The sequence below is a fragment of the Microbacterium luteum genome (genome assembly GCF_015277875.1).
In the GTDB taxonomy this organism is placed as follows: Bacteria; Actinomycetota; Actinomycetes; order Actinomycetales; family Microbacteriaceae; genus Microbacterium; species Microbacterium luteum.
Genome location: NZ_CP063814.1, coordinates 1,893,700 through 1,907,343 on the forward strand (window position 1 = coordinate 1,893,700; position 13,644 = coordinate 1,907,343).

The following is a 13,644-nucleotide window of genomic DNA, read 5'->3' on the forward strand; positions in this document are numbered from 1 at the left end:
GAGCGGTTCGGGGGTGTCGGCACCCGCGTCTAGGCTTGCAGGGTGACGGACTCCGCAAAGCCTACCCTTCTGGTCGTCGACGGACATTCGCTCGCGTACCGCGCGTTCTACGCCCTCCCGGTCGACAACTTCTCCACCCGCGACGGGCAGCACACCAACGGCGTGTACGGGTTCCTCGCGATGCTGATCAACCTGATCAAGGCCGAGAAGCCGACCCATATGGCCGTCGCCTTCGACACCTCGCGGCAGTCCTTCCGCACTCGCGAGTACACCGAGTACAAGGCCAACCGATCGGAGACGCCGCCGGAGTTCAAGGGCCAGATCCCGCTGTTAAAGGACTGCCTCGCCGCCATGAGCATCACGGTGCTCGAACAGGAGGACATCGAGGCGGACGACATTCTGGCCACCCTCGCCACGCAGGGCTCCGCCGCCGGCTTCGACGTGCTGGTGTGCTCCGGCGACCGCGATACCATCCAGCTCGTCGACGACGACGTCACCCTGCTCTACCCGAACGTGCAGGGTGTGTCGCAGCTCAAGCGCTACGACCGCGAGGCGGTGCTGGAGCGCTACAAGGTGCCACCGGAGCAGTACCCCGATGTCGCGGCGCTGGTCGGTGAGACGAGCGACAATCTGCCCGGGGTTCCGAAGGTGGGGGAGAAGACCGCCGTCAAGTGGCTCACGCAGTTCGGCACGCTCGATGACATTCTCGCGCAGGCCGACACCATCAAGGGCGTCGTTGGCAACAACCTCCGTGAGCACATCGACGATGTGCGCCGAAATCGCTCGCTCAACCGCCTGCTGCGTGACGTCGAGCTTCCTGTCGTGCCCGGCGACCTGGCCGTGCGGCCGATCGATGCGCAGGCGGTGCGCGACATCTTCGCGCGTCTGGAGTTCCGAACCCTCCTGCCACGCGTCTTCGAAGCGGCCGGCGTCGACGGTGCGATGGCCGCCGCTTCGGCACCTGTCGCGGAGGCCCCGACGCCGTCGGAGCCCGATGCCGCCGCGCTCTCGGAATGGTTGCGGGCCACGTCGGGCGAGGTGGGGCTGACCGTGTCGACCCTCGGCGGGCTGCCCCGCCGCATCGGCCTCGCCACATCCGACGAGGCCGTCGAAGTGACCTGGGACGACGCGACCGCCGACATCCTGCTCCCGTGGCTCTCCTCGGATGCACCCAAGGTCCTCTGCGACGCGAAGGCGCAGATCAAGGCCCTTCGCCGAGCCGGGGCGGTCGTCGACACCGTCGTCTTCGACGTGCTCATCGCCGGCTGGCTGCTGCGCCCCAGCCTTCCCGACAAGTCGCTTGCCGACCTCGTCGAGAGTTACCTCGACGAGAAGCTCCCCACCTCGGACCCGACGCAGCTCGTGCCGGAGGAGGAGGGGGCCACCCCGGGCCAGCTCTCGTGGTACGCCCTGAGAGTCGCCGATGCTCTCCGTGACAAGCTTCCCGCGCGCGTCGCCGACGTTCTCGTCGACATCGAGCTGCCCACGCTGCTGACCCTCGCGGACATGGAGCTGGCGGGTGTCGCCGTCTCGCACGAGAAGCTGGCGGCGTTCTCCGGTGATCTCGGTAGGCGGGCCGACGCCATCGCACAGGAGGCGTACGCGACGATCGGTCGCGAGGTCAACCTGGGCTCGCCGAAGCAGCTCCAGCAGGTGCTCTTCGAGGAGCTGGAGCTGCCGAAGACGCGCAAGACCAAGACCGGCTATTCCACCGACGCGGCGGTTCTGGCGGATCTGCAGGAGTCGAGCCCGCATCCGTTCCTGCGTCTTCTGCTGCAGCACCGGGAGGCGACGAAGCTGCGGCAGATCGTCGAGTCGCTCGATGCTGCCATCGGAGACGACGGCCGCATCCACACGACGTACGTGCAGACCGGCAGCCAGACCGGTCGACTCTCGAGCACGGACCCGAACCTGCAGAACATCCCCATCCGCACCGAGGAGAGCCGGCTCATCCGCGCGGCCTTCGAGGTCGGGAACGGGTACGAGACTCTCCTGACCGCTGACTACTCGCAGATCGAGATGCGCATCATGGCGCACCTCTCGGGCGATGAGGGTCTGATCGAGGCGTTCAACACCGGCGAGGACCTGCACCGCTTCGTCGGTGCGCGGGTGTTCGGCGTCGAACCTGCCGAGGTCAGCCCCGCCATGCGCACGAAGGTCAAAGCGATGTCGTACGGACTGGTCTACGGCCTCTCGGCGTTCGGTCTGTCGAAGCAGCTGCGGATCGAGCAGTCCGAGGCGAAGGAACTCATGCGAGAGTACTTCGCCCGTTTCGGTGCCGTGCGTGACTACCTGCGGTCATCGGTCGAGCAGGCTCGCATCGACGGATACACCGAGACGATCTTCGGTCGTCGTCGTCCCTTCCCCGATCTCGCCAGCCCGAATCGCGTGCTGCGCGAGAACGCCGAGCGCGCAGCGCTCAACGCCCCCATCCAGGGAAGTGCGGCAGACATCATGAAGATCGCGCTGCTGAACATCCACGCGGAACTCGGTGATGCCGATCTGTCGTCGCGCGTGCTGCTGCAGATCCACGACGAACTCGTGGTCGAGGTCGCCCCGGGCGAATGGGACGCCGTCGAGCGGATCGTCACGGCTCGCATGGGCGATGCCGCGAGCCTCACCGTTCCGCTGGACGTGCAGATCGGTCGCGGCGCGGACTGGAGTGTGGCCGGACACTGACGCCCGCCTGAGCGGGCCCGCGATCTTCTAGGCTCGGAGCATGACAACGCCTGAACGCACCCCCACGCCGATCGACACGATCGCGGAGGCGTGGGTCGACACGGTCGCGGACCTCGATCCGATCGTCGCGACGTACATCGGCCGCTTCGAGCACAACCATCGCTTCGCGGACTATTCGCCCGAGGGCGTCGCAGCCGGCGCCGACGCCGCTCGTCGCGCCCTGGCCGATCTGTCCGCTGCCGAGGTGACGGACGCGGTCGACGCCGTGACCAAGGAGGATCTCTCGCGAACGCTCGAGCTGGAACTCGAGCTCCACGATGCGCAGTGGCCCCTCCGCGACCTCAACGTGATCGCCTCGCCCGCACAGGACATCCGTTCCGTGTTCGACCTCATGCCTACCGAGACGATCGAGGACTGGTCGACCGTCTCCACGCGGATGTCGGCGCTGCCGGAAGCCGTCGCGGGATATACGCAGACCCTCCGCGAGGGCCTGTCGCAAGGCGTGGTACCGGCCCGGCGCCAGGTCGCCGAGGTCCTCGGCCAGATCGCGCGGTATACCGCCGACAACGGGTTCTTCGCCTCGTTCGTCGCGGAGGCCGCGCCCGGAGACGGCCATCTTCCCGCATCCCTCGCACGCGATCTGACCGACAACGCCAACGCGGCCCGCGTCGCCTACGACCGCTTGGCCGCCTTCCTCTCGAACGAGCTGGCGCCGGTCGCCGGCGAGAAGGACGCGGTGGGTCGCGAGCTCTACGGGCTCCACTCGCGACGCTTCCTCGGCGCGACGATCGACCTCGACGAGACGTACGAGTGGGGTCTGGAAGAGCTCGCGCGCATGGTCGCCGAGCAGGAGGCCATCGCGAAGGAGATCCTGCCCGGTGGCTCCGTCGAGGATGCCGTCGCCTTCCTCGAACAGGACGAGTCGCGGAAGTTGCACGGCACCGACGCCCTGCAGCGCTGGATGCAGGAGACGAGCGATCGCGCCGTCGAGGAGCTCGGCCGCACGCACTTCGACATCCCTGAGCCCATCCGACGCCTGCAGTGCATGATCGCGCCGACGAGAGAGGGCGGCATCTACTACACCGGGCCGACCGACGACTTCTCGCGGCCCGGCCGCATGTGGTGGTCGGTTCCGGAAGGCGTCGAGTCGTTCGACACGTGGCGCGAGCTCACGACGGTGTACCACGAGGGCGTTCCGGGTCATCATCTGCAGATCGCGCAGGCGGTGTTCAACCGCGCGACGCTCAACTCGTGGCGGCGGCTGCTCGCCGGCACTTCGGGGCACGCGGAAGGGTGGGCGCTGTACGCGGAGCGTCTCATGGAGCAGCTGGGCTACCTCGATGACCCTGCCGACCGGTTGGGAATGCTCGACGGGCAGCGCATGCGGGCCGCCCGCGTGGTCCTCGACATCGGCGTGCACCTGGAGAAGCCGCGACCCGACGGCAACGGCACCTGGGACGCCGATTACGCCCTCGACTTCATGATGCGCAACGTCAACATGCCGCCCGAGTTCGTGCGTTTCGAGGTGAACCGCTATCTGGGATGGCCGGGTCAGGCACCGTCCTACAAGGTCGGGCAGCGCATCTGGGAGAACCTGCGCGACGACTTTGCGACGGCGCAGGGGGGCGCGTTCTCCATCACGGACTTCCACAAGCGTGCTCTCGACGTCGGGGGAGTGGGCCTGGACACGCTCCGTTCGGCCCTCGTCTGACCGGAGCGGGAATAGCCCGGCGCCTGCGGCGTTCTCATGCATGTGAATACAAGCGATCTGTCCGGCGTCCACCTCGGCCTCGACACCTTCGGAGACATCACCGTCGATTCCGACGATCGTCCCTTGACCGCTGCACAGACGATCCGCAACGTGGTCGACCAGGCCGTCCTCGCCGACGAGGTGGGCCTGTCGTTCTTCGGTGTCGGGGAGCACCATCGCCCCGATTTCGCCGTCTCGAGTCCGGAGATCGTGCTCGCCGCCGCTGCGGCTCGCACCCGCGACATCCATCTCGGCACCGCGGTGACCGTGCTGTCGTCCGATGATCCGGTGCGGGTCTACGAGCGGTTCGCCACCCTGGATGCCGTGTCGGGCGGTCGAGCGGAGGTGATCCTCGGGCGCGGCTCGTTCATCGAGTCCTTCCCGCTGTTCGGCTATGAGCTGAGCGACTACGAGGTGCTGTTCGAGGAGAAGCTGGAGCTCTTCTCACGTCTGCGCGACGAACGTCCCGTCACGTGGCAGGGGAGCACGCGCGCACCGCTCGTCGAGGCGGATGTGCATCCGAAGACCGAATCGGGACGTCTGACCGCGTGGGTCGGCGTCGGCGGCTCGCCCGAATCCGTGGTGCGCGCCGCGCGCCACGGTTACGGACTGATGCTCGCGATCATCGGCGGTCCTGCCGGCAGGTTCCGCCCCTTCGCCGATCTCTACCGCCGCTCACTCGATCAGCTGGGCCGTCCGCAGCTCCCCATCGGCGTGCACTCGCCCGGCCACGTGGCCGAGACCGACGAGCAGGCGTGGGAAGAGGCCTACGCCGGCTTCCAGGCGATGCACGACACCATCGGCCGAGAGCGCGGATGGCCGCCCTACAGCAGACTCGCCTTCCAGCGCGACGTCGGCCCGGAGGGATCGACCTACTCGGGCTCTCCCGAGACGGTCGCCCGCAAGATCGCCGAGACCGTGCGCACGCTCGGGGTGGATCGGTTCGACATGAAGTTCTCCACCGGAACGCTCTCGCACGACAAGCTCTTGAAGAGCATCGAGCTCTATGGCACCCGCGTCGCACCGCGCGTGCGGGAACTGCTCGCGTCGTGACGGTCGTACGATGGGGCGCATGACCGACGCCGCACGGGCCCGGACCTCCGACGCCGGACGCCGCCTCGATCGTCTGCCGTTCGGCCGCCCGCATCTGAAGGTGCTCACCGGCTCCGGCATCGGGTGGGCTCTGGACGCGATGGACGTCGGATTGATCTCGTTCATCATCGCGGCGCTCGCCCAGCAGTGGGACCTCGCGCCGGGGGAGACGGCGTGGATCGCGTCGATCGGATTCATCGGCATGGCGATCGGTGCGAGCATCGGCGGGCTCCTGGCCGATCGTATCGGCCGCCGCCAGGTTTTCGCGCTGACCCTGCTGGTGTACGGGCTGGCGACCGGGGCCAGCGCCCTCGTCAGCGGAATCGCGGCCCTCCTCGTCCTGCGTTTCCTCGTCGGGCTCGGGCTCGGCGCCGAGCTGCCCGTGGCCTCGACGTATGTGAGCGAGTTCGCTCCCGCGCGCATCCGCGGCCGCGTCATCGTGATCCTCGAGGCCTTCTGGGCCCTCGGCTGGACCGCTGCGGCCCTCATCGGGTACCTCGTCATCCCGCTCTCCGACGACGGGTGGCGCTGGGCCTTCGCTCTCGGTGCGATCCCCGCCGCCTACGCCCTCATCGTGCGTTGGGGACTGCCGGAATCAGCGCGCTGGCTGGAGCGCCGCGGTCGTCACCAGGAGGCCGACGAGATCGTCGCGACGTTCGAAGCGGCCTCGACGCGCCCACCGGCGCACCGGCGGCCGGCGCCATCGGTCTCACCGGCACCGCAGGCGACCACCCCGCCGAAGGCTTCTGTGCGCGCCCTGTGGCAGCCCGATCTTCGGGTGCGCACCAGCGCGCTGTGGCTGGTGTGGTTCTGCGTGAACTTCGCCTACTACGGCGCGTTCATCTGGATCCCGACGCTCCTGGTCGCCCAGGGTTTCGACCTGGTGCGCTCCTTCGAGTACACGCTGTGGATCACCCTCGCCCAGCTTCCGGGATACGCCGTGGCGGCGTGGCTCATCGAGGTCTGGGGGCGGCGCGCGACACTGTCGGTCTTCCTCATCGGAAGCGCCGTCGCCGCGCTGCTGTTCGGCACCGCGTCGACCGAGGCGATGATCCTCCTCACCGGGATGGCGCTGTCGTTCTTCAACCTCGGCGCGTGGGGCGCGCTCTATGCGGTGACACCCGAGATGTATCCGACGTCGCTGCGGGCCACGGGCGCCGGCTGGGCGGCGGGGGCCGGGCGGATCGCATCGATCGTCGCCCCGCTGTCGGTACCCCTTCTGCTCGGCACCGGAGGCGCTCCGGTGCTGTTCACGGTCTTCGGTGCCGTCTTCGCCGTCGCCGCGGTGGGCACCTGGGGTCTCGTGGATCGCCGCGGGGTGTCGTTGGATGAGGGATGACACCCGGGGCGACTCGGTGAGGTACGTCGCGATCGGCGACTCGTTCACCGAGGGTGTGGGCGACGAGCTTCCGGACGGTTCGGTCCGCGGATGGGCCGATCTCGTCGCGAGAGGATGGGCGGACGGGACGGGCCGGACCATCGAGTACGCCAATCTCGCCATCCGCGGCAAGCTCATCTGGCCGATCGTCGATGAGCAGCTGGAGCGCGCGCTCGCACTGAGACCGACCCACGTGTCCTTCAACGGCGGCGGCAACGACATGCTGCGCCCGCGCATCCCGCTGTCGCGTGTCGTCGATGCTTTCAGCCGCGTCCTTCAGCGGTGTGACGAAGAGGGCGTGACGCTCATCCTCCTATCCGGCGCGAATCCTTCCGCGCAGCTTCCGCTGTCGCGCCTCATTCAGTCGCGTGGCGATGCCCTCTCGCGCCAGGTGGTGGCGCGGGTCGAAGGCCGGAACGACGTGGTGCGCGCGCTCAACTGGCCGGATCGCGAGCTCTCGACACCGGGCTATTGGGCTCAGGATCGACTTCACATGAATGCCCGCGGGCATCACCGGGTCGCAGCGCGAGTGCTGCATGCGCTGGGAGTCGAGGCGCCGGGGGAGTGGTGGTCGCTGCCGGCCCTCGAGCTGCCAAGGCTGGGAGCCGGCAGATACACCCGCGACCACCTGGGGCCGTGGGTTCGCCGGCGTCTGACGGGGACCTCGTCCGGTGACGGCCGGGCGGCGAAACATCCGTCATTCATCACGATCGTGCCGGCCGCGACCGCAGAACCGTAGACCGACGCCCGTTGTCAAGCCCGCGCGCGAGATGCAGCCGGTTCGGAAGGATCAGTGGCTGAGAAGTCGATGACCCTCGCACATCGGCGGAAAGGACCTCGCTATGAGTATCGGAGGCGGAATCGCCCTCTTCGTGATCGGCGCCATCCTCGCGTTCGCGGTGAACGTGGACGTGGAGTGGGTGAACCTCGACCTCATCGGCTACATCCTGATGGGGGCGGGCTTCCTCGTGTTCCTCATCGGTCTCGTGCTCGTCGCGCGCCGTCGTCGCAGTGACACGGTCACGCGCACCGAGACGGACCCCGCGAGCGGAGAGCGCGTCACGCGTCGCTCGACCACCCGGGATGACGTCGACGGAATCTGACGTTTCGGTGTGTGTCCTCGCATGACGTCACGCGAAGACACACACCGACACATCGATTGACCCGCACCCCGGGTCGGCGGATCGTGTCGTCATGACCGATTCTCCTTCTCTCCTCCATGAGCCGCTTCGGTTCGCGTACTGGGTCCCCAACGTCAGCGGGGGACTGGTCGTCTCGAACATCGAGCAGCGCACGTCGTGGGACTACGAGTACAACGTGCGACTCGCCCAGACGGCGGAGCGCGTCGGGTTCGAGTACGCCCTCAGCCAGGTGCGTTACCTGTCGAGCTACGGCGCGGCTCAGCAGCACGAGTCGACCTCGATCAGTCTTGCGCTGCTGCTCGCGACCGAGCGTCTCAAGGTCATCGCGGCCGTGCACCCGGGCCTGTGGGAGCCGGCGGTGCTCGCGAAGTACATCCTGACCGCTGACCAGTTCTCCCACGGCCGCGCAGCTGTGAATGTCGTCAGCGGCTGGTTCAAGGACGAGTACACGAAGCTCGGACTCCCGTGGCTGGAACACGACGAGCGCTATCGCCGCTCCGCCGAGTTCATCGAGGTGCTGCGCGCACTCTGGACGGAGGAGAACGTCGACTTCCACGGTGACTTCTACCGCGTGAACGACTTCACGCTGCGTCCCGGCCCGTATCCGGTCGAGGGACGCAGGCATCCGGAGATCTTCCAGGGCGGGAACTCGACGGCGGCACGGTTCAACGGCGGGGCTCACGCCGACTGGTACTTCTCCAACGGCAAGGACTTCGACGGCTTCACCGAGCAGTACGACGACGTCACGAGGATCGCCGCCGAACACGGCCGCACCGTGAGGTTCGGTCTGAACGCGTTCACGATCATCCGCGACACCGAAGCCGAGGCGCGCGAACAGCTGCGGGAGATCATCGCTCAGGCGGACGGTGCCTCCGTCGAGGGATTCCGTCGCTCCGTGCAGCAGGCGGGCGCGGCGACGGCGGACCGGAAAGGGATGTGGGCGGACTCGAGCCTCGAGGATCTGGTGCAGTACAACGACGGCTTCCGAACACAGCTGTTCGGGCCGCCCGAGCAGGTCGCCGAGCGCATCATCGCGTACAAGAAGCGCGGCGTGAACCTCTTCCTCCTCGGATTCCTGCACTTCCAGGAAGAGCTGGAGGAATTCGGCGAGAAGGTCATCCCGATCGTTCGGGAGCTCGAGGCAGAAGCGCTGCGCTCCGGCGATCCGCTCGCGGTCTCTCGCTAGCGTCGTCAGGTGGCAGGTGCGCCGGTGACAGAGTAGACGAGTTCGACGAACTGCCCGGCCCGGTCGACATCCACGAGCGTCAGTCGGTCGGACTCGAGGCGCCGGGGGAGCAGGGGAGCGCCTCGACCCAGGGTGATCGGTGCGACGGAGAGTCGGATCTCGTCCAGCAGTCCTGCGTCGGCGAACTGTCCCGCGACGTCGCCGCCACCGATGATCCAGACGTCCCCGCCATCGGCAGATGCTCTGATGGCGGGGACGTGGTCGGCCACGGAGCCGCCGACGAAGTGGAGATCTGCACCGTCGACACCGACGCGGTCGCGAGCCGTGAACACCCACGTCGCGCGGTCACCGTAGGCGTCGCGCCATCGCTCGGGGTGCTCGCGCAGCTTCTCGTTCTCGCACACCCACTCGTACGTCGAGGAGCCCATCACCTGGGCGCCGATCGTGCGAAGGAAACGGGTGAACCCTTGCATCGCCCCCTCCGAAGGCACGGCGAAGAGCCAGTCCAGGGAGTGCTGATCGTCGGCCAGGTACCCGTCGAGGGTGGTGGCGGTGGTGTAGACGAAGCGTGTCATGCCGGCACCCTACGGTGAGGTCCGGACATCGCCTCGCCGGCGCCGACGGCGCCTGCCCGCCAGGAGGAGGGGCGGCTGGTCATCCGTGAGTTGACATAATGTACATTATCGGCGAGTACTTCGGGATATGGGGGCAGGGGCACGCAATAGTCTGGACCGGTGCTCGACTCACTCACCGGCTTCCTCGTCGTGGGTCTGGCCATCGCCGTCGGGTACGTCATCGCTCGGGTGGACCTGCTGGGCGAACATGCCCGTCCGGTGCTCGCACGACTCACCTTCTTCGTGCTTTCGCCGTTCCTGCTGTTCGTCGTGCTGGCCGAGGCCGACGTGCGCACGCTCTTCTCCGCCCTCCTTCCCGTCTCCGCGATAGCCGCCGCGGTCGCCATCGCCATCCATGCGATCGTGGCACGCCTGCTGTGGCGACGGAACGTCGGAGAGACGACGATCGGCGCGCTGAGCGCCGGGCAGGTCAACTCCAACAACATCGGCATCCCGCTCTCGCTGTATCTTCTCGGCAGCGCCGCATACCCCGCGCCGGTGATCCTCATGCAGCTGCTCGTGCTCACACCGATAGCGATGGCGATGATGGAATCCGTCACGGCGCACCAGCGCTCGGTCGGTCGCATCCTGGTGCGCACCGTCACGAATCCCCTCGTCATCGGATCCGTCCTCGGCACGCTGGTCGCCGTCAGCGGCCTCGAGCTGCCGGCGATGGCGATGGAGCCGGCGCGACTGATCGCCGACGCCTGCGTGCCCGTTCTCCTCATCAGCTATGGCATGTCCCTGTTCGGCCAACGGGTGCTCGGCGCCTCGGGGCGACGTCGCGACGTCGTCCTGGCGACAACACTGAAGCTCTTCGTGATGCCGCTGACGGCCTGGCTGTGCGGACAGCTGCTGTTCGGCATGTCGCCTCACGACGTGTTGATCGTCGTCGTTCTGGCAGCGCTCCCCACCGCTCAGAACGTCTTCAACTATTCCCAGCGGTTCGGCATCGGCGAGACGATCTCCCGGGACACGGTCTTCCTCACCACGATCGGCTGCGTTCCCGTCCTGTTCGCGGCCTCGCTTCTGTTGGGCTGACCTCTCCCCCGGCGCGCACGATCCGCGTACAGTGGAGGCGAGCCATTCCCAGGGAACTTTCAGAAAGGCCTCTCATGTCTCTCGAATCAGCGGAGAAGTCCGCCGTCAACGGCATCCGCACCGCGCTCGGCATCGGCGGCGTTCTCGCCGTGATTGTCGGCATCCTGATCCTTGTCTGGCCGGGGCGCACGGCGGCCGTGGTCACCGCGATCATCGCCATCTACGCGATCGCCGCGGGCCTGGTCTACGCCGGGCTCGGCATCTTCTCGAAGGCGAAGGGCGGCTGGTCGCGCGTCGGCCATATCGTGCTCGGCATGCTCTTCGTCATCGCCGGCGTTGTGGCCTTCTTCAACCTCGCTCAGACGACGGAGTTCCTCGCGATCTTCCTCGGCATCCTCGTCGGTGTCATGTGGATCATCGAAGGGGTTGTCTCCCTGTCCACGCTGAGCGACTCCCGCTCGAAGGGCTGGACGATCTTCTTCGCCATCCTCAGCATCGTCGCCGGCATCGTCCTGCTCTTCAGCCCGCTGTGGGGCGCGCTCGTGCTGTGGTGGGTGCTGGGCATCTCGCTCGTCATCCTCGGCATCGTCCAGATCATCCGCGCGTTCACGTTCAGCCCCCTCGACGCCTGATCCGCGAAGCCGTCGCCGCCACGCGAGAAACACGCTTTGGCGCGAGAAACGTCGCAATGCGTGGTGTTTCGCGCTGGAAGTGGTTTCTCGGCGAACGCGCGGGCTGAGACGAGAAGGGAGCACCGCGCGATGGTCGCGTGGCGCCCCCTTCTCGCGTCGGGTCAGTCGATCGGCAGATGGCGCGCCCACCAGTCGAGTACCGCGTCGAATCGCTCGACCCGATGACGCGGCTGGCCCGCCCGCGTGAGTTCGTGGTCCTCCCCCGGGAAGATCAGCATCTCCGTCTCGACACCCTGACGCTTCAGCGCGGAATAGTAGCGCGTTGCCTGTTCGAGGGGGCACCGGTAGTCCGCCTCGGAGTGGATGACGAGTGTCGGCGTCGTGACGCGATCGACCACCGCCATCGGACTCTGCGCCGCGATCGCCTCGGGATCGGTGCCGACGTACTCATCCCCGAAGAACGTGCCGATGTCGCTCGTTCCTTGGAACGACACGGGGTCCAGGAAGCCGCGTTCGACGATCGCCGCGGCGAAACGCTCCTCGTGCGCGATGATCCACGCCGTCAGGTAGCCGCCATACGACCCGCCCATGATGCCCACGCGGTCGCCGTCCAATCGCGGGTCCGCCGCCAGGAGCCCGTCGAGGAAATCGAGAACGTCGGCCATGTCGACCGTGCCCATCGCCTGCCGGATGCTTCGCCCGTGCGCACTCCCGTAGCCCGCTGAGCCGCGGGGATTGCAATAGACCACCGCGTAACCGGCATCGACGAGCACCTGTGTCTCGTCAAAGAGGTGTATTCCATAAGAGGCATACGGTCCGCCGTGGATCTGAAGGATGACCGGGTGCGGACCCTCCCCGTCCGGGATCGCGCTCCAGCCGTGGACCGGATATCCGTCGCGGCCGGTGATCTCGTGCTCGGCGATCGACACCGGGGCGATGGCGCCCGCATCGCCGTGGTGCGTCAAGCAGCGGACCTCGCCGCCGTCGATCAGGAAGAGTTCGCCGAGGCTTTCCGGGGTCGCCGCTGCCGCGACGACCCTCGTGCCCGACGCGGCGTGACCGCCCACCTCGACATCGCCGTCGAGCACGGCGGAAGTGGTGCCGTCCCGCGCGACGCGGAGCAGGTGCACGCGCCCGCGGGTGCGGTTCTGCACGAGAAGGTCGTCACCGACGACGGTCAGGTGGCTGCCCGCTTCACCCAGATCGAACCGGTCGGCGTCGTGCACGCGCCGGATGCCGTCTGCTCCGACGAGGAAGAGCCCTGTCGCCGGAGCGACGAAGTCGACCCCCCGCTCTCCCACCCCGGCCGCCAGGAGGGCGAGCGTGCCGTCGCCGCACACGGCGAGATCCGAAATCGTCAACCGCGCATCGACCCCCACGACCTCAGACACGTCGCCGTCGTCGAGTCCGACGGCGACGACGCGGGAACGGAGATCCCGGCGCGCCGACTCGATCGCGTCGACGACGGTGAACACGCGGCCCTCGTGCACCACCAATGCGCTGTGCGATTCGTCACCGAACGTCACCCGTCGCGAGGGGACCGGAACGGCGGGGGTCTCCTCCGACTCCCCCACGCGGGGCGCCGCGGGATAGGCGGGCTCGTCGTCCGGGTCGGCCACCGGCACCACGAAGACGTGCGACGGTCGGTCGGCGATGTATCCGACCCCGTTGGCATGCCAGCGGATGCCGGTGACCCGACGCGGCGCCTCGGCGGCAGGCTCGAGCCCGGCCACGGTGCCGTACCGGCCCGGCTCGGGCACGCGGGCGAGGAAGACCGCGCGCTCACCATCGGGCGTCCACGCGTGCTCACCGACCCCGAGAGGCTCATCCGTGATCTGCAACGCCTCTCCCCCTGTGGCGCGCATGACGAACAGCTGCGCCCGGCCGCCCGCGTCGGGGCGCCGGAACAGGACCCGTGAGCCGTCGGGACTGATGAGCGGTGCCGCGTCGGCGATGCCGCGTGTCAGCCGGCGGGGACGCCCGTCGGGGAGGTCGACGCGCCACACCTGTCCGACGTAGCGGTTCGCCCTGATGTCGGGTCGCGACGTCGCGTAGACCGCGAACGAGCCGTCGCGTGAGATGTCGGGCCGGCCGACCGCGATGAGGGATTCGATGTCGGCGGCGCGCACG

General features: G+C 68.0%; 11 protein-coding genes. 9 read left to right on the forward strand and 2 right to left on the reverse strand.

The genetic code is table 11. From position 1 onward, the window contains the following. The first annotated feature begins 42 nt into the window (after positions 1-42). The 7 genes from polA to sfnG all read left to right on the forward strand — a co-directional run bounded on the left by polA (position 43) and on the right by sfnG (position 9,227). The gene (gene polA, locus IM777_RS09485) at positions 43-2,679 is read left to right on the forward strand and encodes a DNA polymerase I (RefSeq protein WP_194383150.1); all 2,637 of its coding nucleotides are present in this window, start codon (positions 43-45) and stop codon (positions 2,677-2,679) included. A gap of 40 nt (positions 2,680-2,719) precedes the next feature. Then, positions 2,720-4,390: a DUF885 domain-containing protein gene (locus tag IM777_RS09490; protein WP_194383151.1), complete on the forward strand. Its 1,671-nt coding sequence runs from the start codon at positions 2,720-2,722 to the stop codon at positions 4,388-4,390. A 36-nt stretch (positions 4,391-4,426) separates the two neighbouring features. Continuing rightward, positions 4,427-5,482, forward strand: a complete 1,056-nt coding sequence (locus IM777_RS09495; RefSeq protein ID WP_194383152.1) for an LLM class flavin-dependent oxidoreductase — start codon at positions 4,427-4,429, stop codon at positions 5,480-5,482. Positions 5,483-5,501: 19 nt separating this feature from the next. Beyond that, positions 5,502-6,860 carry an MFS transporter gene (locus IM777_RS09500; protein ID WP_071043526.1) on the forward strand — a complete coding sequence of 453 codons (1,359 nt, stop codon included), beginning with the start codon at positions 5,502-5,504 and terminating at the stop codon, positions 6,858-6,860. Beyond that, entirely contained in the window at positions 6,850-7,638 is a 789-nt protein-coding gene (locus IM777_RS09505) for an SGNH/GDSL hydrolase family protein (protein ID WP_194383153.1), read from the forward strand. The genes IM777_RS09500 and IM777_RS09505 overlap by 11 nt, the downstream gene beginning before the upstream one ends. Before the next feature lie 103 nt (positions 7,639-7,741). Then, entirely contained in the window at positions 7,742-8,002 is a 261-nt protein-coding gene (locus IM777_RS09510) for a DUF6458 family protein (RefSeq protein WP_071043527.1), read from the forward strand. 91 nt (positions 8,003-8,093) lie between these two features. Further along, on the forward strand, positions 8,094-9,227 hold the full coding sequence (gene sfnG / locus IM777_RS09515; RefSeq protein ID WP_194383154.1) for a dimethylsulfone monooxygenase SfnG: 1,134 nt from the start codon (positions 8,094-8,096) through the stop codon (positions 9,225-9,227). Positions 9,228-9,232: 5 nt separating this feature from the next. Here the strand turns inward: sfnG and IM777_RS09520 are convergent, their stop codons facing one another. Beyond that, entirely contained in the window at positions 9,233-9,802 is a 570-nt protein-coding gene (locus tag IM777_RS09520; protein WP_194383155.1) for a dihydrofolate reductase family protein, read from the reverse strand. A gap of 159 nt (positions 9,803-9,961) precedes the next feature. Between IM777_RS09520 and IM777_RS09525 the strand changes: the two genes are divergently transcribed. After that, positions 9,962-10,882, forward strand: a complete 921-nt coding sequence (locus IM777_RS09525) for an AEC family transporter (RefSeq protein ID WP_194383156.1) — start codon at positions 9,962-9,964, stop codon at positions 10,880-10,882. A 74-nt stretch (positions 10,883-10,956) separates the two neighbouring features. Further along, positions 10,957-11,514 carry an HdeD family acid-resistance protein gene (locus IM777_RS09530; protein WP_194383157.1) on the forward strand — a complete coding sequence of 186 codons (558 nt, stop codon included), beginning with the start codon at positions 10,957-10,959 and terminating at the stop codon, positions 11,512-11,514. Positions 11,515-11,675: 161 nt separating this feature from the next. On the opposite strand, the gene IM777_RS09535 is transcribed toward IM777_RS09530, so the two are convergent. After that, the gene (locus tag IM777_RS09535; protein ID WP_194383158.1) at positions 11,676-13,643 is read right to left on the reverse strand and encodes a S9 family peptidase; all 1,968 of its coding nucleotides are present in this window, start codon (positions 13,641-13,643) and stop codon (positions 11,676-11,678) included. Position 13,644: the final 1 nt, after the last annotated feature.

Bases quoted from the DNA above. Each gene is read 5' to 3' on its own strand.
- IM777_RS09490 (WP_194383151.1), top strand. From the start codon at position 2,720: ATGACAACGCCTGAACGCACCCCCACGCCGATCGACACGATCGCGGAG.
- IM777_RS09495 (WP_194383152.1), top strand. From the start codon at position 4,427: ATGCATGTGAATACAAGCGATCTGTCCGGCGTCCACCTCGGCCTCGAC.
- IM777_RS09500 (WP_071043526.1), top strand. From the start codon at position 5,502: ATGACCGACGCCGCACGGGCCCGGACCTCCGACGCCGGACGCCGCCTC.
- IM777_RS09505 (WP_194383153.1), top strand. From the start codon at position 6,850: ATGAGGGATGACACCCGGGGCGACTCGGTGAGGTACGTCGCGATCGGC.
- IM777_RS09510 (WP_071043527.1), top strand. From the start codon at position 7,742: ATGAGTATCGGAGGCGGAATCGCCCTCTTCGTGATCGGCGCCATCCTC.
- sfnG (WP_194383154.1), top strand. From the start codon at position 8,094: ATGACCGATTCTCCTTCTCTCCTCCATGAGCCGCTTCGGTTCGCGTAC.
- IM777_RS09520 (WP_194383155.1), bottom strand. From the start codon at position 9,802: ATGACACGCTTCGTCTACACCACCGCCACCACCCTCGACGGGTACCTG.
- IM777_RS09530 (WP_194383157.1), top strand. From the start codon at position 10,957: ATGTCTCTCGAATCAGCGGAGAAGTCCGCCGTCAACGGCATCCGCACC.